The following is a 17,834-nucleotide window of genomic DNA, read 5'->3' on the forward strand; positions in this document are numbered from 1 at the left end:
GGTGGCGGCGTTGCCTTACCCGACCAGGAAGACTAAATAATGCGTTGCTGCTCGCGAGCCATCCGCTTTTTCCGCGCATCGCACGGTTCCGGACAATCGCACACTTTTTCCATTCCGATGGAAGAGATGCCTCCGCAACTGCCCTGAATGCTTTTACGCTTGATGATCCAGCCTAAGGACATGCCGAAGATCACCAGCACAAACACCGCAAAGGTCGCCAGAAAGGTCAGCATAATCAGCCTCCGAAATCATCGAGCATGATGTTCTCATCTTCCACGCCAAGATCTTTTAGCATCTTAATCACGGCCGCGTTCATCATTGGTGGACCACACATATAGAACTCGCAGTCTTCCGGTGCCGGGTGCTGTTTGAGGTAATTTTCATACAGCACGTTGTGGATGAAGCCCGTATAGCCTGTCCAGTTATCTTCCGGCTGCGGATCGGATAACGCCACATGGAAGGTAAAGTTAGGGTTATCACGTGCCAGTTGTTCAAACTCATCGTCATAGAACATTTCGCGCAGTGAACGCGCTCCGTACCAGAAGCTGATCTTGCGCTTGCTGCCAAGTCGTTTGAGCTGGTCAAAGATATGCGAACGCATCGGCGCCATACCCGCTCCGCCGCCGATAAAGACCATCTCCGCGTCAGTATCTTTGGCAAAGAATTCGCCGAACGGGCCGGAAATCGTCACTTTGTCGCCAGGCTTGAGGGACCAGATATAGGATGACATGACGCCAGGGGGGGCATCAGGCACATTCGGTGGCGGCGTGGCGATACGCACGTTGAGCATAATAATGCCCTTCTCTTCCGGGTAGTTAGCCATGGAATAGGCGCGGAGCGCGGGCTCTTTTACCTCGGAAACAAAGCGGAAGAGGTTAAATTTATCCCAGTCGGCCCGGTACTCTTCGGGCACGTCGAAGTCAGCATACGCGACGGTGTGTGCCGGACATTCAATCTGGATATACCCACCCGCACGGAACGGGACGCTCTCCCCTTCAGGGACACGCAGCTTGAGCTCTTTAATGAACGTGGCTTTGTTATCGTTAGAGATAACTTCGCACTCCCATTTTTTCACGCCGAAGATCTCCTCCGGCAGCTCAATCTTCATGTTCTGGCGCACAGCGACCTGACACGCCAGACGGCATCCCTCTTTCGCTTCACGCTTCGTAATATGGGACAGTTCCGTTGGCAGAATATCACCGCCGCCCTCTTTCACCGTCACACGGCACTGGCCACAGGAGCCACCGCCGCCACAGGCAGACGAGACAAAAATCCCGTTGCCGGAGAGCGTGTTAAGCAGCTTATCCCCTGCCGGGGTACGGATCTGATTCTGCGGATCGTCATTGATATCAATGATCACATCCCCGGAATTGACCAGCTTCGCACGCGCCGCCAGGATCAGCCCTGACAGCACCAGTACTATCAGCGTGAACATCACCACGCCAAGAATAATTTCCATTTGTTAGCCCTTATAGCTGCACACCGGAGAAGGACATAAAGCCCAACGCCATCAGGCCGGTGGTGATAAAGGTGATCCCTAAGCCACGAAGCCCCGCAGGTACGTTGGCATATTTCATTTTTTCACGGATCCCCGCCATGGTAACAATCGCCAGCATCCAGCCGATACCGGAACCGAAGCCATACACAACCGATTCACTGAAGTTGTAATCACGCTGAACCATAAAGGAAACACCGCCAAAAATGGCGCAGTTCACGGCGATCAGCGGCAGGAAGATCCCCAGCGCGTTGTACAGCGACGGGAAGTATTTATCGAGGATCATCTCCAGGATCTGAACAAGCGCCGCAATCACTCCGATAAAGGTGATGAAGTTCAGGAAGCTAAGATCAACCCCCTCCACCAGCGCGCCATCGCGCAGCACGAAGTTGAATACCAGGTTGTTAATCGGAACGGAAAGCCCCAGCACAACGGTGACTGCCACGCCCAGACCAAATGCCGTCGATACCTTTTTAGAAACGGCAAGGAACGTACACATGCCCAGGAAGAAAGCGAGCGCCATGTTTTCAACAAACACCGCGCGCACAAATAAACTCAGGTAATGAGCCATTGTCGGTTACTCCTTTTCCTGCTGTTCAGGCTTCAACGTACGAATCAGCCAGATCAGCAAACCGATAATGAAAAATGCGCTTGGGGCCAGCAGGAACAGGCCGTTCGGCAGATACCAGCCGCCGTTCTGTACCGTATCCAGCACCGGAATGCCAAACAGCTTGCCGCTGCCAATAAGTTCGCGCAGGAAACCAACCGTCAACAGGATTACGCCGTAACCCAGGCCGTTGCCGATACCGTCCATAAAGCTCGCCAGCGGCGGCATTTTCATCGCATAGGCTTCAGCACGCCCCATCACGATACAGTTGGTGATAATCAGGCCGACAAACACCGAAAGCTGCTTCGAGGTTTCATAGGCGAAGGCGCGCAGGAGCTGATCGACCACGATCACCAGCGAGGCGATGATCGCCATCTGCACGATGATCCTTACGCTGTTGGGTATGTGGTGGCGGATCATTGAGATAAACATGCTGGAAAAAGCTGTCACCAGCGTTACCGCCAGCGTCATGACCACCGCCGTTTCCAGCTTGGTGGTGACCGCCAGCGCCGAGCACACCCCCAGCACCTGAAGCGTTATCGGGTTATTGGCTAACAGCGGGCCAATCAGCACCTTTTTAACTTCTTTCAGTTCACCCGTATCAGCCATTATTCAGCGCTCCTTCACGTACATTCTTCAGGAAGGGACCAAAGCCCAGTTCACCCATCCAGAAATCAAAGCTGTGCTGCACACCGTTTGAGGTGAGCGTGGCGCCGGAAAGGCCATCAACGGCAAATTCATCGCCGGGACGCGCGCCCCCTTTTACCACCTTCAGCGCAGGCTGGCCGTTGTCGTCGAGCACTTTTTTACCAACAAACTGTGCCCGCCAGTTAGGGTTCTCAACTTCGCCCCCCAGCCCCGGCGTTTCGCCCTGATCGTAATAAGTAATGCCTTTAACCGTACGGCCGTCGGTATCCAGCGCCACAAAGGCGTACATCATTGACCATAAACCGTTGCCATAGATGGGCAACACGATTTTCTGAATGCGTTTTTGCTCGTCACGGACGAGGTAAATCTCCGCGACATTGCTGCGGCGCTTAATGCCTGCCGGATCCTGCGAGGCGTCAAGCGTGGTGCTCATTTGCGGATCTTTTAGCGCCAGCGCCTGGTTGTATTTCGCCGGGTCTTTATCCATTAACTCCCCGGTTTTTAAATCCACCAGCCGTGCGGTAATACGTTCGGCAAACACCGCTGCGACGTCATCCTTCGTCATGCCTTCCTGCATCAGCCCGGCAACGGCCAGGATGTTACGCTGTTTATCCAGCGCACGTTGCTCCTGCTGTAGCGGTTTCAACCCTACGGCAGAACCGGCCACGACAATGGAACAAACCAGACACAGTACCAGCACCACCAGCAGCGTTTTGCTGATGCTGTCGTTATTTTTGATCTCAGCCACGCGCCTTCCTCCGCTTAATGTTGGCGCGCACGACCAGGTAGTCGAACAGCGGCGCAAACAGATTGGCAAACAGAATGGCCAACATCATCCCTTCCGGATAAGCCGGGTTGACCACGCGAATCAGTACACACATCACCCCAATGAGCGCGCCGTAACACCATTTACCTCTGTCGGTAAACGAAGCCGAGACCGGATCGGTGGCCATGAACATCATGCCAAACGCAAAGCCTCCCAGCACAAGGTGCCAGTACCACGGCATGGAGAACATCGGGTTTGTGTCTGAACCAATGAAGTTGAAAAGCGTGGCGGTGAGTACCATCCCGAGCATGACGCCAGCGACAATGCGCCAGGACGCCACGCGGCCAAAGAGGATGATGGCTCCGCCGATCAAAATCATCAGGGTAGACACTTCACCGATGGAGCCTGGGATATTGCCGATAAACGCATCAAACCAGGTGACGGGCTGTCCGGTTGCATTATTGACCAGCGTTTCGCCGCCGCCTGCCGCCCACTGTGAAAGTGGCGTCGCGCCGGAGAATCCGTCTGCTGCCGTCCACACCAGATCGCCCGAGATTTGCGCCGGATAAGCAAAGAACAGGAACGCGCGTCCTGCCAGCGCCGGGTTGAGGAAGTTGCGTCCGGTCCCGCCGAAGATCTCCTTGGCAATCACCACGCCAAAGCTGATCCCCATCGCCGCCTGCCAGAGCGGCAGCGTTGGCGGAACAATCAGCGCAAACAGAATAGAGGTAACAAAGAAGCCCTCGTTGATCTCATGTTTGCGAATAATGGCGAACAGCACCTCCCAGAAACCGCCCACGATAAAGACAGTCATATAGATGGGGAGGAAGAAGACAGCGCCCAGCGTCATCATGCTGATCCAGCCGGCATCTGCCGCAAAGCTCACCCCCAGCGACTGTGCCAGACGATAGTGCCAGTCAGACTGAATCACCTGCGCCAGCTGTTCTGCATCGTACATATGGTGCAGCGCCGGAATAGTTTGCAACCCAACGTTATACATCCCCCAGAACATGGCCGGGAAGACCGCAAACCAAACCAGAATCATCATTCGCTTGAGGTCGATGGCGTCGCGAACGTGCGCCGCGCCTTTCGTTACCAGACCCGGCGTGTAGAAAATGGTCGTTGTCGCTTCATACAGCGGGTAGTACTTTTTGAGCTTCCCTTCGGTAAAGTGCGGCTCAATTTTTTCAAAGAGGTGTTTTAAGCCCATGTTTATCCTTCCTGCTCAATGCGGGTTAACACCTCGCGCAATACGGGTCCATATTCGTATTTACCTGGACACACATAGGTACACAGCGCCAGATCTTCTTCGTCCAGCTCCAGACAGCCCAGCGCCTGGGCACCGTCGGTATCACCGGCCAGGAGATCCCGCAGCAGCACGGTGGGCAGAATATCCAGCGGCATCACGCGTTCGTAGTTGCCAATCGGAACCATGGCGCGCTCACCGCCGTTGGTGCTGGTGGAGAAGTTAAACAGCTTATGACGCAGGAAGTGGCCGAGCGTGGTGCGGGTTACCGAGTATTTTTCTGCGCCAGGCAGTACCCAGCCGAACAGCTCTTTCTCGCGTCCTTCAAGCACAACACTCACCTGAAGATGGAAACGACCCAGCCAGGCCATCGGGCCTGTCGCGTGCCTGCCGCTCAGCACCGAACCGGAAATAATACGGTTTTCACCCTCTTTCGTTTCGCCAGCCAACAGCGCCGTCAGGTCTGCCCCAAGCAGCGTGCGAACCAGACGCGGTTGGGTTGCCTGAGGGCCGCCGATGGCAATAATGCGTTCTGCGCACAGCTCACCCGTGGTGAACAGCTTACCGATAGCGATCACGTCCTGATAATTAAGATGCCAGACCTGTTTCGTCAGGCTTACCGGCTCCAGGAAATGAATATGCGTTCCCACCAGCCCCGCCGGATGCGGGCCGGCAAATTCATTAAAGGCCACCTGCCCTTGCGGATGACCGCCCAGCTTACCGCCGCTGGCCTGGCAGACATGCACTTTGCCCGGCGTCAGGCGTGTTAACACGGTGAGGCCGGCATCGAAAGCTTTTCGTTCCGCCAGGATAAGAGGCTGCGGATCTGCGCTGAGCGGGTTGGTGTCGATGGCCGTAACGAAGATAGCGGCCGGCACAGTGCCTGGCACGGGCGTTTTGCTATAGGGCCGCGTGCGAAGCGCCGTCCACAGTCCCGACTCCAGCAGTTGCGTCTGCACCACGTCGTGGCTGAGGGTGGCGAGATCGGCGGCGTCAAAACGCGCAAATTCGCGTTTCTCATCACCTTCAATTTGAATAACAACCGATTGCAGGACGCGACGCTCACCACGATGGATGGCAACAACGGTGCCGCTGGCTGGGGCTGTAAACATAACGCCAGGATTTTTTTTATCCTCGAAGAGTGCCTGGCCTTTTATTACGCGATCGCCTTCCTGTACCAGCATCGCAGGACGCATGCCCACGTAATCATCACCTACAATGGCGACATGATGAATACTGGCGCCGGTGGTAACGTGCTGTTCAGGCACGCCAGAGATTGGCAGATCGAGTCCTTTTCTGATTCTAAACATGTGGTTAGCAGGTATCCATGAACAACAATCCAGAGAGGCCGGAGTGTACCATTTTAGGCCCTGCCAGGGGCAGCAAATCCGCCGTCTGGCGCGCCGAAATGCGAGCTATTGCGCAAAGTTCCTGGAGTCAGGACAATGTGAATGGGTTATAAAGTAAAACTAATTTGTAAACGCAAAGGTTGGCTCTTGCGAAAATCTCCATCGGTGCTAATGTGAGCGCTCCTGTCCAGATTAGTCTGATTTCGGGTGTCTTTTGCCGTTCTGGCAAGTTGGTCATTGTTTTATCAAGGAACCAGTAGTATGCGTAAAATCGCATTGTTCATTGCGATGCTTCTGATACCGTGCATGTCGTTTGCCGGGCTGCTTGGCAGTAATAGTTCAACGACGCCGATCAGTAAAGAGTATAAACAGCAGTTGATGGGATCCCCGGTTTATATTCAAATCTTCAAGGAAGAGCGCACACTCGATCTGTTTGTCAAAATGGGCGAGACGTATCAGCTGCTCGATAGCTACAAAATCTGTAACTATTCTGGCGGGCTGGGGCCGAAACAGCGGCAGGGTGACTTCAAAAGTCCGGAAGGGTTTTACAACGTTCAGCGTAACCAGCTAAAACCGGACAGCCGCTTCTATAAAGCGATTAACATCGGTTTCCCCAATGCCTTCGACCGTGCGCACGGTTACGAAGGGAAATACCTGATGATCCACGGCGCCTGCGTGTCTGTCGGCTGTTATGCGATGACGGATTCCGGCATTGATGAAATCTTCCAGTTTGTCACGGGCGCACTGGTCTTCGGTCAGCCGAATGTTCAGGTCAGCATCTATCCGTTCCGTATGACGGATGCGAACATGGCACGCCATAAGTACTCTGTTTACACAGATTTCTGGAAACAGCTAAAACCGGGCTATGACTACTTCGAGCAGACCCATAAGCCGCCGGTGGTGTCCATCGTCAATGGCCGTTATGTGGTGAGTAAACCGCTCAGCCATGAAGTGGTTCAGCCGCAGCTGGCGTCAAATTACGCGGTCCCCGAGACAAAATAGCGCCCACTCGCCTGGCATGATCTTTTGCCAGGTTTCGTTGCCCGTCAGTGGCTGCGTTGCAATGACAGTGACCACATCGTTCGGTGTGGTCTCCTTCTGAAAATCAATTTCCACATCCTGATCGAGCAGCGTGGCGACGCCAAACGGCGCACGTCGGGTGATCCAGAACAGATTTGTCGAGCAGAACGCCATCACGTAGCGCCCGTCAGACAGCAGCATATTAAAGACGCCTTTCGCGCGTAACTCAGACGCCAGTGACGCTATGTACTTAAAAACGGCGGTCATGTTGCCGGGCTTACGGGGATAGCGCTCGGTCAGCTTGTGCAGCAGCCAGCAAAATGCTTTTTCGCTGTCCGTTTCACCGACAGGACGAAAATTGCCGGTTTCCAGTGATTTATAGCCCGAGAGCTGCCCGTTGTGCGCATAGGTCCAGTTACGGCCCCACAGTTCACGGGTAAACGGATGGGTATTTTCCAGCGCCACTTCGCCGCGATTGGCCTGGCGGATATGGGCGATCACCGAACAGGATTTAATAGGATAGTCCTGCACCAGTCTGGCAATGGGTGAGTTAAAGCTGGGCTGTGGATCTTTAAACGTGCGGCATCCTTTGCCTTCGTAGAAGGTAATGCCCCAGCCGTCTTTATGCGGCCCGGTTCCTCCACCGCGCTGAACCAGCCCGGTAAAACTAAAGCAGATATCGGTTGGCACATTGGCGCTCATCCCGAGCAGTTCGCACATAGATCACCTCCACAACAGCGGGGGGCACCGGCGCCCCCCAGCGAAGTCTTACTTAACCATCTCTTTTTCGATCAATTGGATCAGGATGTGGATCACTTTGATGTGAATTTCCTGAACGCGATCGGCATAACCGAAGTGTGGAACGCGGATTTCAATGTCCGCTGTACCGTCCATCTTACCGCCATCTTTCCCGGTCAGGGTGATCACTTTCATGCCCTTCTCACGCGCGGCGGCGATCGCTTTGATCACGTTAGCGGAGTTACCGGACGTGGAGATACCGAGAAGCACATCGCCTTCACGGCCTACGGCTTCAACGTAGCGGGAAAAGATGTGGTCGTAACCAAAGTCGTTGCCTACACAGGAGATGTGGCTCACGTCGGAAATCGCAATCGCCGGGTAGCCCGGACGGTTTTCGCGATAGCGTCCGGTCAGCTCCTCGGCGAAGTGCATGGCGTCACAGTGGGAACCGCCGTTACCGCAGGAGAGCACTTTACCGCCGGCTTTGAAGCTGTCGGCAAGCAGGACCGCCGCGCGCTGAATAGCGTGAATATTGGCATCATCTTTCAGAAAGTTCGCCAGCGTTTCCGCCGCTTCGTTCAGTTCGTTACGAATAAGATCCTGGTACATGAGGATAATCCTTCAGTATTGATGAAATAACACAGTGGAGTGTACCGGATAGCAGTAAAAGCGAGAAGCTAAAGCCATGCGAATCGTCCGGCGTTTTGATTTTTTGTGCCGGCTAAAACGCGAACAATGTGAACCAGGTTGTAATTATTTTGTAAACACATTGCTAAAGGAAATGACATCAACTACAACCATATCATCACAAGTGGTCAGACCTCCTACAAGCAAGGGAGCTTTTCTTTATGATGATTTTGAGCATTCTCGCAACCGTTGTACTGCTCGGTGTGTTGTTCTATCACCGTGTCAGTTTATTCCTGAGTAGCCTGATTCTTCTGGCCTGGACGGCTGCACTTGGCGTCGCTGGCCTGTGGAATATCTGGGTTCTTGTTCCCCTGGCCATCATTTTACTGCCGTTTAACCTGACGCCGATGCGTAAGTCGATGATCTCTGTGCCGGTGTTCAGGGGATTCCGTAAAGTGATGCCGCCGATGTCGCGTACAGAGAAAGAAGCGATTGACGCCGGTACGACCTGGTGGGAAGGCGATCTGTTCCAGGGCAACCCGGACTGGAAAAAGCTTCACAACTATCCACAGCCGCGTCTGACCGCCGAAGAACAGGCCTTTATTGATGGTCCGGTAGAAGAAGCGTGCCGCATGGCAAACGACTTTGCCATCACTCACGAAATGGCCGACCTGCCGCCTGAGCTGTGGGCATACCTGAAAGAGCATCGCTTCTTCGCGATGATCATTAAGAAAGAGTATGGCGGTCTGGAATTCTCCGCTTACGCTCAGGCTCGCGTGCTGCAAAAACTGGCGGGTGTCTCCGGGATCCTGGCGATTACCGTTGGCGTGCCAAACTCCTTAGGCCCGGGCGAGCTGTTACAGCATTACGGTACAGAAGAGCAGAAAGATCACTACCTGCCGCGTCTGGCGCGTGGCCAGGAAATTCCGTGCTTCGCGCTGACCAGCCCGGAGGCGGGCTCTGATGCCGGCGCGATCCCCGATACCGGCGTGGTTTGCATGGGCGAGTGGCAGGGCCAGCAGGTGCTGGGCATGCGCCTGACCTGGAACAAACGTTATATCACCCTCGCGCCTATCGCCACGGTGCTGGGCCTGGCGTTCAAACTCTCTGACCCGGAAAAACTGCTGGGCGGTGAAGAAGATCTGGGCATTACCTGTGCGCTGATCCCAACCTCGACCCCAGGTGTTGAGATTGGTCGCCGTCACTTCCCGCTGAACGTACCGTTCCAGAACGGTCCTACCCGCGGTCAGGATATCTTTGTCCCGATTGATTACATCATCGGTGGCCCGAAAATGGCCGGTCAGGGCTGGCGTATGCTGGTAGAATGTCTGTCTGTGGGCCGCGGCATTACCCTGCCGTCGAACTCAACCGGCGGTCTGAAATCGGTGGCGATGGGGATTGGGGCTTACGCGCATATCCGCCGTCAGTTCAAAATCTCCATCGGCAAGATGGAAGGTATCGAAGAGCCGCTGGCGCGTATTGCGGGCAATGCCTACGTGATGGACGCCGCAGCCTCGCTGATTACCTACGGAATTATGCTGGGCGAAAAACCCGCCGTGCTGTCGGCAATTGTGAAATACCACTGTACCCACCGTGCACAGCAGTCAATTATTGATGCAATGGATATCGCAGGCGGTAAAGGGATCATGCTCGGTGAAGGCAACTTCCTGGCACGCAGCTATCAGGGTGCGCCGATTGCCATCACCGTGGAAGGGGCAAACATCCTGACCCGTAGCATGATGATCTTCGGCCAGGGTGCGATTCGTTGCCATCCGTACGTGCTGGAAGAGATGGCTGCCGCGCAGAATAATGATGTGGATGCCTTCGACAAGCTGCTGTTCAAACATATCGGTCACGTCGGCAGCAACAAGGTGCGCAGCTTCTGGCTGGGCCTGACGCGCGGGCTGACCAGCGCGACGCCAACCGGTGATGCGACCAAACGTTACTACCAGCACCTTAACCGTCTGAGCGCCAACCTGGCTCTGCTGTCTGACGTTTCCATGGCGGTGCTGGGCGGTAGCCTGAAGCGTCGCGAGCGCATCTCCGCCCGTCTGGGTGATGTGCTGAGCCAGATCTTCCTGGCCTCTGCGGTGCTGAAACGCTACGACGATGAAGGCCGTCAGGAAGCGGATCTGCCGCTGGTGCACTGGGGCGTGCAGGATGCGATGTATCAGGCCGAACAGGCAATTGACGATCTGCTGGCGAACTTCCCGAACCGCTTCGTGGCAGGTGCCCTGCGCGTCGTGATCTTCCCGACCGGTCGTCATCACCTGGCGCCGTCCGACAAGCTGGATCACAAGGTAGCGAAGATCCTCCAGGTACCGAGCGCAACCCGCTCTCGTATTGGTCGGGGTCAATATCTGGCACCTACCCCGCATAACCCGGTAGGTTTGCTGGAAGAGGCGCTGCTTGACGTGATGGCCGCCGACCCGATTCACCAGAAGATCTGCAAACAGCTGGGCAAAAATCTGCCGTTTACACGACTGGATGAGCTGGCAAAACAGGCGCTGGCGGGTGGCATCATCGACAACAGCGAAGCTGCGATTCTGGTGAAAGCCGAAGAGAGCCGTCTGCGCAGTATTAACGTGGATGATTTCGAACCAGAAGAGCTGGCGACACAGCCGGTAAAGCTGCCGGAGAAGCACCGCAAACCTGAAGCCGCATAAGACGTTCAGCGTCCATCAACCCCGCTCCGTGCGGGGTTTTTTAATGCCACATTTTCTCGTAATGACGTGCTACAGTGTCAAAAAGCGATCTTTTAAGGAGTCGGTATCGTGCCTGGTTTGAAGATTTCTGTTTTGCAGCAGCCTTTAGTTTGGATGGACGGTCCAGCCAACCTTCGCCATTTCGATCGCCAGCTCGAAGAGATTAGCGGTCGCGATGTGATTGTCCTGCCGGAGATGTTCACCACGGGTTTTGCGATGGAGGCTGCAAAACAGTCGATGCCGCAGGACGAGGTTGTGGCCTGGATGCACGCCAAAGCGCAGGAGACAAACGCGCTGATTGCCGGTAGCGTCGCCCTCCAGACCGAACGCGGGCCGGTTAACCGCTTCCTGCTGGTCGAGCCAGAGGGAAAGGTGCATTTCTACGATAAGCGCCACCTGTTCCGCATGGCGGATGAGCATCAACATTATGTAGCCGGAAACGAACGCGTGGTGTTTGAATGGCGCGGCTGGCGTATTTTGCCGCTGGTCTGTTATGACCTGCGCTTCCCCGTCTGGTCCCGCAACCGCAACGATTACGACCTGGCGCTGTATGTTGCCAACTGGCCTGCGCCACGTTCACTTCACTGGCAGGCGTTATTAACGGCGCGGGCAATTGAAAACCAGGCTTATATTGTGGGATGTAACCGCGTAGGCACGGATGGTAACGGACACCATTATCGCGGTGACAGCCGGGTGATCAGTCCGCAGGGTGAGATTATTGCCACCGCCGAGCCGCATCAGGCAACACGAATTGACGCTGAGATCTCGTTAACGGCGTTAAAGGAGTATCGGGAGAAGTTTCCGGCCTGGCAGGATGCCGATCGTTTTAGCATAGAAAATAAATAAAGGACATCGTCGTTTACTTTAGCCAGGTCGTACGAGAACCTAATGCGCGACCTGGTAAATAAGCAATATTTACATTCACACTGAATCTGACGTTCCCGCCCACCCCCTCTTTTCTTTTTATCGAAACATTCTATTCCAACCTTATAAAGTTTAGTCCTTCAATGTTTAACATTATGTTAATTGCAATAGCATTACCAAGTGAAAACAAATAACCACCCATTAACAAAACAGAAGAACAATAACCCAAAAACCCGTAAATCGGCCATTTAAGAAAACATGTAAGCACTTGAAAAATATAGACTTAAATCTTAAATGCAGCCTGAAAAGGTGTGTTCAGACTATTTAATTAAGACTTGTACCAGGTATTCAGTATGATGCCTCACATCAAACGACGAGGTTGATGCTTCGTCCAAAACTAATATCGTGCTTAATCATCGCGTATAAGGTGTAATATGTTATTTCACACTAATAACTCTATTTATTTATCTCATAATGATGGTCAGCAGGTGAGCCACACGCCGTCGATGCATTGCTATGGTTGTGTGAAAAAATGCCTGTTTGGTGACGCTGAAGCGTGCGCTCGTAAAACCTGCACAGGACTTGAATGCTATATTTGGCCTGATAACAATTCTTACCTTGTAGAAGGTATCCGGCACTATTTTGAATGTGTGAGCGACAAATATATTTCTCAGCCAGTCGTGATTATTGATTTTAGCCATAAAAATATCACCTATTTTCTGAACGATAGCTGGCTCGAACAATTCAAAAATATGCGCCTTATCCTCGTCACTGACAAAAAGATGACGGCGATTGCCCATTACTGGTTCTATAACGATACGTTAGAGACCACCATCAGCTCTATTATCTTTTATGATGATTCCGCTGAGGAGGTTGCCACGAAACTGAAGAAAACGTTCCTGGCAAAAACGATCAAACCATCCGGGAGTAGGCCAAAACTGAGCCAGAATGAATTCAGCCTGTTTTCGTTCTTGTTCAATGGATGGACACCTAAAAAAATCGCGTATCAGAACGGTACTAGCGTCAAAAACACCTATGCCATGAAAAACAGAATTGAGCGCAAACTGGGAGTTTCTATCACCCGCCTGGTGAATTAGCCTTAAATGGTATTGCGTAAAAAAATCGACAATCACGGATGGGGATTAATTTCTGTAGAAAATTCCTGGATAAACGATGCTTTATCTCATCACAACTCGTTTTTTTCCTTAATGCATTATTAATATAAATATTGATATATTATAGTAGATTTAACATTTATAATTTTAACGCATAGAGTTTTATCACATGGATATCGTTACTATTAGACATATTGAGCACAACGACAACACTATGCGCTGCTATGGGTGTATGAATAAATGTGTTTTTCCTTCTTTTCGTACTGAACAACAGGGCGAGTGTAATGGTTCTGAATTTTATATCTGGCCTGAAAATAACTCTTTTTTGATAGAAGGTATATTACAATACTTTAACAACATTACGGTTAAAATCATTTCTCAACCCATTGTAGTCATTGATTTTAACTATAAGAATATAAATTTTTTCTTAACAAACAGCTGGTTAGATCGTTTTAAAAACGCAAGACTGATCCTGATAACTGATAAAAAGATGGCCGCGATTGCCCATTACTGGTTTTATAACGACACAAGCGAAACAATAATCAGCACCGTCATTTTTCATGATGATATTATTGATGATATAAAATTTAAAATTCGCCAGTCGTTCCTTGGCAAGATAACGCGACCTTCGGAGAAGAAAGCCAAACTTAGTGCAAATGAATACGCCCTGTTTTCTGAATTGTATAAGGGACAACTCCCGAAAAAGATAGCCATGAAGAATGCTACAAATGTTAAAAACATTTACGCCATGAAGATAAGAATCGAGAACAAGCTGGGCGTACCTATTTCAAGGCTCGCCAGTTAACCCTCAGTTCAAAAAACCTGAAAAAACATAAACCTGGATCAATCCACATATAATATTCTTAATCATGCAGTGGTTTATCTTTATTGTGTACATATACGGCTAACTTTACACTACGATATTGCCAGCGCTTGTAATTTCACTATAACCATCAGCCATAAACTTCGTACTTACGGATGTTCTTGGTCAATTTTAATAGCATGCCTTCACTTTATTTTTAAAGTAAGGAACGTAACTACAGGTCTGGATTCGATAATGAATACGCATCTTTCCACCGTAAAAGTTAATTCAGAGCACGATTTCAATAATATTGAAGAACCCAGAAAAGATTCTCTTCTGTGGGGTGTTGAATGGCTTTGTGCACATCACGCTAAGTATGCCAGCAAAGAAGTTCTTTACGCTGGCTTGCCGAAAAGCGACAAGCTTGAGCCGGAAATGGCTTTGCGTATGCTCGACCAGATGGGGATATCTGCTGGCTGGGTAAAACGCGATCTTAATTCAATATCGTCCTGGCTCTTTCCGCTGCTGATCGCCCGCAAAGATGGAACGTATTGCATTATTACCGCGCGTAACGGTAAACGCGGACAATTCACCTATCAGATCGTGGTGCCTGAAAACGAAGGAATACTTACCGTTTCAGCGGCTGATTTGCTGGAAGTTTACGGCGGCTATGCCCTTGTCACCACGCCAAAACCCAGTCTGGATGCGCGTGCCGACGATCTTCTCTTACCGAAAGCGCAGAATGAAGGTCACTGGCTTTATTCTACGCTGTGGCGCTACCGCCACTATTTTTACAGCGCTGCGCTGGCGGCACTGCTGGCAAATATACTTACGCTGGCTGGCACCTTCTTTACGATGAACGTCTATGACCGGGTGATCCCGACGCAGGCCTATGTCACCCTCTGGTCGCTGGCTATTGGCGTCGTGATTGCCAATATATTTGAGTTTTCCAGCCGCCAGATCCGCGCATACCTGATCGATATCGCGGGGAAAAAGGCAGACCTGATCCTGGGCGCGAAGCTTTTTCGCCAGGTGATGTCTATGCGCATGGAATATAAACCACAGTCTTCCGGGACCTTCGCTAACCAGCTGCGCGATTTTGAGGCAGTACGGGATTTTATTACCTCTGCGACGCTCGCCACGATGTCCGACCTGCCCTTCTGCGTGCTGTTCATGTTCATCATTTATATGATTGGCGGTCCGCTTGCCGTGGTGCCCCTGGTGGCAATGCCGCTCATTTTAATTGCCAGCATCGTTATTCAGTGGCCGCTGGGTCGCTATATGGAAGAAAACGTTCGCGAGATTTCGCTCAAGCAAGGCCTGCTGATTGAAAGCATTGAGGGACTGGAAGCCCTGAAAGCTGCGCAGGGTGAAGGCGTTATGCAAAAGCGCTGGGATGATTTCAGCGCGCTGGCTGCCGCTTCCTCCATGAAAACCCGCAACCTTTCCATGCTGACAACCAATTTTGTCTCCTTCGTTCAGCAAATTACCACGGTCTGTATTGTTGTGCTGGGTGTGTATTTGATCCACGCGGGCGAGCTCACGATGGGCGCCATGATTGGCGTAGTGATCCTTTCCAGCCGTTCTCTCGCCCCGCTGGCATCCGTTGTCGGGCTGGCGTTGCGTTATCAGCATGCCAAAACGGCCCTGAAATCGCTTAACCAGCTGATGGATACCCCCACTGAACGCGATTCCTTAATTACCTATCTACCAACGCCGAATTTCACGGGCAGCATGCGCCTGCACAAAGTGGGGTTCACCTATCCAGTGCCGGGAATGATGGTAGCCCCGCGCATTCTCGAGAATATCAATATCAATATTGAAGCCGGTGAGCAGATTGCGATTCTGGGCAGGATCGGCAGCGGGAAGTCTACCCTGCTGCGGGTGATGGCGCGCCTGTATCAGCAGAGCAGCGGGCAGATATTCATTGATGACGTTGATGCAACCCAGGTTGATCCGGCGGACTGGCGTGCGGCCGTAGGCTATGTCGGGCAAGACTGCCGTCTTTTTTACGGCACGCTGCGTCATAACATCATTATTGGCAACCCGGGCGTAAGCACGGAAGAGTTTCTGCGCGTGGTTCGCCTGACCGGGCTGGATCAGGTCGCAGCCAGACACCCGCTGGGTTTTGACATGCCCATTGGTGAAATGGGGAACTGCCTGTCGGGTGGACAAAAGCAGCTCGTTGCACTGGCCCGCTGCCTGTTGCTAAGGCCGAAGATTTTACTGATGGATGAACCGACCAGCTCCATGGATGCGATGACGGAGACGTTATTCCTGCGGCGGTTAAAAGAGGCCACAAAGGGGCAAACGCTGATCATTGTCACGCATCGCATGTCCGTACTCAGTCTGGTTGAACGCCTGATAGTGCTGGAAGACGGGCACGTTGTGAAAGACGGGGCAAAAGATCGAGTCATGGAAAGCCTGAATGAGAACGTGCTGAAGAAAAAACAAACGATGCATTCGGTTGAAGAAAAGCAACAGGAACAAGGTGTGAAGGGATGATGAACGAGGACGATGTGAATCAGAACGCCTCAAAAGGAGAGGCCGATAGCGGAGCGGGAGCTTCCTCCACGGCGTTGAGAAAAATTGAGGGCGGCGCCGGAAAAACAGCGCTGGCGGTGCAAAAACCGCAGCCGACAGGAAAGGTAAAAGCGGACGATCTGAAATTCATGCATGACCTGCAGGGCGCCCTGATCGCGCAGAAAACCCCTTTCAGCATGATCATGCTCTATACCATCACGATGGTTGTCGTCGTCGCGCTGGTGTGGGCACATTTCGCTCGCGTTGAAGAGATTACGCGTGGCGATGGAAAAGTCATCCCGGCCAGCCGTGAGCAGCTTATTCAGAGCCTGGAGGGGGGCATTCTTGAGGAGCTGAACGTTCAGGAGGGCGATATTGTCGAGAAAGGACAAATCCTGCTGAAAATCGACCCCACGCGTGCCGGCGCCAGCTACGGTGAATCGCTTTCAAAAGTTCAGGGGCTGAAGGGCAGCATTGCTCGTCTCAGGGCTGAAGCCTATGACACTCCCCTGACCTTCCCGCCGGAAATTGCAGGAATTGAGTCCATCGTGCGTGATGAGACGCAGGCCTATAACGCGCGCCTCAAAACCCTGAATGAAAGCGTACAGGCATTGCAGCGCAGCCTGGCACTGGCGCAAAACGAGGTCAGCCTTTCCGAGCCGCTGGCTCGCAAAGGGCTGATGTCCGATGTGGAGATCCTGCGCCTCAAGCGTCAGGCCAACGAGTTCAGCCTGCAAATTGCCGAACGGACCAACCGCTTCCGCTCTGATGCCAACAGCGAGCTAAACCGTCTGGAATCTGAACTGGCGCAGGCGGAGGAGATCCTGCGCGGACGTCAGGACGTGATGAACCGTACTACCGTTGTCGCCCCCGTGCGCGGCACGGTAAACAATATCCGCGTGACCACGCGCGGCGGAGTTATACAGCAGGGAGCGGAGATCATGACCATTATTCCGCTCGAAGATAACCTGCTGGTCGAAGCCAAAATTAAACCCTCTGATGTGGCATTTATTCATCCGGGTCTTCCCGCGACGGTAAAAATTACCGCCTACGACTACGCCATTTACGGCGGCCTGACCGGCGTCGTCGAACACCTGAGTTCAGACACGCTAATTGATGAAGAGAAAGCCCGTCAGGGACGTGGTGATTCGACCTATTACCGGGTCTTTGTCCGTACAAACCGGGCGGCGCTACAGGTTAAAGATAAAGCGTTCCCGATCATTCCGGGGATGGTGGCAAACGTTGAAATCAGAACCGGGGAGAAGACCATTTTGTCTTACATCCTCAAACCAATACTGAAAGCGCGTGAAGCATTCAGGGAGAGATAAT

At 52.6% G+C, this 17,834-nt stretch carries 16 protein-coding genes; 7 read left to right on the forward strand and 9 right to left on the reverse strand.

Annotated elements, in window-relative coordinates; all coding sequences use genetic code 11:
• Positions 1-32: 32 nt before the first annotated feature.
• Genes nqrM through AM329_RS12705 form a run of 7 tightly spaced genes read right to left on the reverse strand, consistent with a single transcriptional unit; the run spans position 33 to position 6,072 of the window.
• A complete protein-coding gene (gene nqrM / locus AM329_RS12675) occupies positions 33-233 on the reverse strand; it encodes a (Na+)-NQR maturation NqrM (protein ID WP_003863212.1) in 201 nt (66 codons plus the stop codon).
• 2 nt (positions 234-235) lie between these two features.
• Positions 236-1,459: an NADH:ubiquinone reductase (Na(+)-transporting) subunit F gene (gene nqrF, locus AM329_RS12680; protein WP_023315477.1), complete on the reverse strand. Its 1,224-nt coding sequence runs from the start codon at positions 1,457-1,459 to the stop codon at positions 236-238.
• Between the two features lie 10 nt (positions 1,460-1,469).
• The gene (gene nqrE / locus AM329_RS12685) at positions 1,470-2,066 is read right to left on the reverse strand and encodes an NADH:ubiquinone reductase (Na(+)-transporting) subunit E (protein ID WP_003863217.1); all 597 of its coding nucleotides are present in this window, start codon (positions 2,064-2,066) and stop codon (positions 1,470-1,472) included.
• Between the two features lie 6 nt (positions 2,067-2,072).
• Positions 2,073-2,711: an NADH:ubiquinone reductase (Na(+)-transporting) subunit D gene (locus AM329_RS12690; RefSeq protein WP_003863219.1), complete on the reverse strand. Its 639-nt coding sequence runs from the start codon at positions 2,709-2,711 to the stop codon at positions 2,073-2,075.
• Positions 2,704-3,498, reverse strand: coding sequence for a Na(+)-translocating NADH-quinone reductase subunit C (locus tag AM329_RS12695; RefSeq protein ID WP_003863221.1), 795 nt, complete (start codon positions 3,496-3,498; stop codon positions 2,704-2,706). The genes AM329_RS12690 and AM329_RS12695 overlap by 8 nt, the downstream gene beginning before the upstream one ends.
• Positions 3,491-4,726, reverse strand: coding sequence for an NADH:ubiquinone reductase (Na(+)-transporting) subunit B (locus AM329_RS12700; protein WP_022647143.1), 1,236 nt, complete (start codon positions 4,724-4,726; stop codon positions 3,491-3,493). The genes AM329_RS12695 and AM329_RS12700 overlap by 8 nt, the downstream gene beginning before the upstream one ends.
• Before the next feature lie 2 nt (positions 4,727-4,728).
• A complete protein-coding gene (locus AM329_RS12705) occupies positions 4,729-6,072 on the reverse strand; it encodes a Na(+)-translocating NADH-quinone reductase subunit A (RefSeq protein ID WP_032608602.1) in 1,344 nt (447 codons plus the stop codon).
• Positions 6,073-6,372: 300 nt separating this feature from the next.
• Here AM329_RS12705 and dpaA point away from each other — a divergent pair, with 300 nt between their 5' ends.
• Complete coding sequence (gene dpaA / locus AM329_RS12710; RefSeq protein WP_023315473.1) at positions 6,373-7,113, forward strand: peptidoglycan meso-diaminopimelic acid protein amidase; 741 nt, start codon at positions 6,373-6,375, stop codon at positions 7,111-7,113.
• Here dpaA and AM329_RS12715 read toward each other — a convergent pair.
• Together AM329_RS12715 and lpcA are read right to left on the reverse strand one after the other, a co-directional pair.
• Positions 7,084-7,851: a class II glutamine amidotransferase gene (locus AM329_RS12715; protein WP_032608601.1), complete on the reverse strand. Its 768-nt coding sequence runs from the start codon at positions 7,849-7,851 to the stop codon at positions 7,084-7,086. The genes dpaA and AM329_RS12715 overlap by 30 nt on opposite strands.
• Before the next feature lie 48 nt (positions 7,852-7,899).
• The gene (gene lpcA / locus AM329_RS12720) at positions 7,900-8,478 is read right to left on the reverse strand and encodes a D-sedoheptulose 7-phosphate isomerase (RefSeq protein WP_003863232.1); all 579 of its coding nucleotides are present in this window, start codon (positions 8,476-8,478) and stop codon (positions 7,900-7,902) included.
• A gap of 239 nt (positions 8,479-8,717) precedes the next feature.
• On the opposite strand from lpcA, the gene fadE reads away from it, so the two are divergent.
• The 6 genes from fadE to AM329_RS12750 all read left to right on the forward strand — a co-directional run bounded on the left by fadE (position 8,718) and on the right by AM329_RS12750 (position 17,833).
• On the forward strand, positions 8,718-11,162 hold the full coding sequence (fadE, locus tag AM329_RS12725) for an acyl-CoA dehydrogenase FadE (RefSeq protein WP_023315472.1): 2,445 nt from the start codon (positions 8,718-8,720) through the stop codon (positions 11,160-11,162).
• Positions 11,163-11,270: 108 nt separating this feature from the next.
• Positions 11,271-12,047 carry an amidohydrolase gene (locus tag AM329_RS12730; RefSeq protein ID WP_023315471.1) on the forward strand — a complete coding sequence of 259 codons (777 nt, stop codon included), beginning with the start codon at positions 11,271-11,273 and terminating at the stop codon, positions 12,045-12,047.
• Between the two features lie 452 nt (positions 12,048-12,499).
• A complete protein-coding gene (locus tag AM329_RS12735) occupies positions 12,500-13,162 on the forward strand; it encodes a hypothetical protein (RefSeq protein WP_023315470.1) in 663 nt (220 codons plus the stop codon).
• 187 nt (positions 13,163-13,349) lie between these two features.
• Complete coding sequence (locus tag AM329_RS12740) at positions 13,350-13,985, forward strand: hypothetical protein (RefSeq protein WP_023324197.1); 636 nt, start codon at positions 13,350-13,352, stop codon at positions 13,983-13,985.
• Between the two features lie 252 nt (positions 13,986-14,237).
• Positions 14,238-16,487 carry a type I secretion system permease/ATPase gene (locus AM329_RS12745; protein ID WP_032608599.1) on the forward strand — a complete coding sequence of 750 codons (2,250 nt, stop codon included), beginning with the start codon at positions 14,238-14,240 and terminating at the stop codon, positions 16,485-16,487.
• Positions 16,484-17,833, forward strand: coding sequence for an HlyD family type I secretion periplasmic adaptor subunit (locus AM329_RS12750; protein WP_023315467.1), 1,350 nt, complete (start codon positions 16,484-16,486; stop codon positions 17,831-17,833). The genes AM329_RS12745 and AM329_RS12750 overlap by 4 nt, the downstream gene beginning before the upstream one ends.
• Position 17,834: the final 1 nt, after the last annotated feature.

It is taken from the genome of Enterobacter cloacae complex sp. AR_0002, from assembly GCF_001922365.1.
GTDB lineage: Bacteria > Pseudomonadota > Gammaproteobacteria > Enterobacterales > Enterobacteriaceae > Enterobacter > Enterobacter hormaechei_C.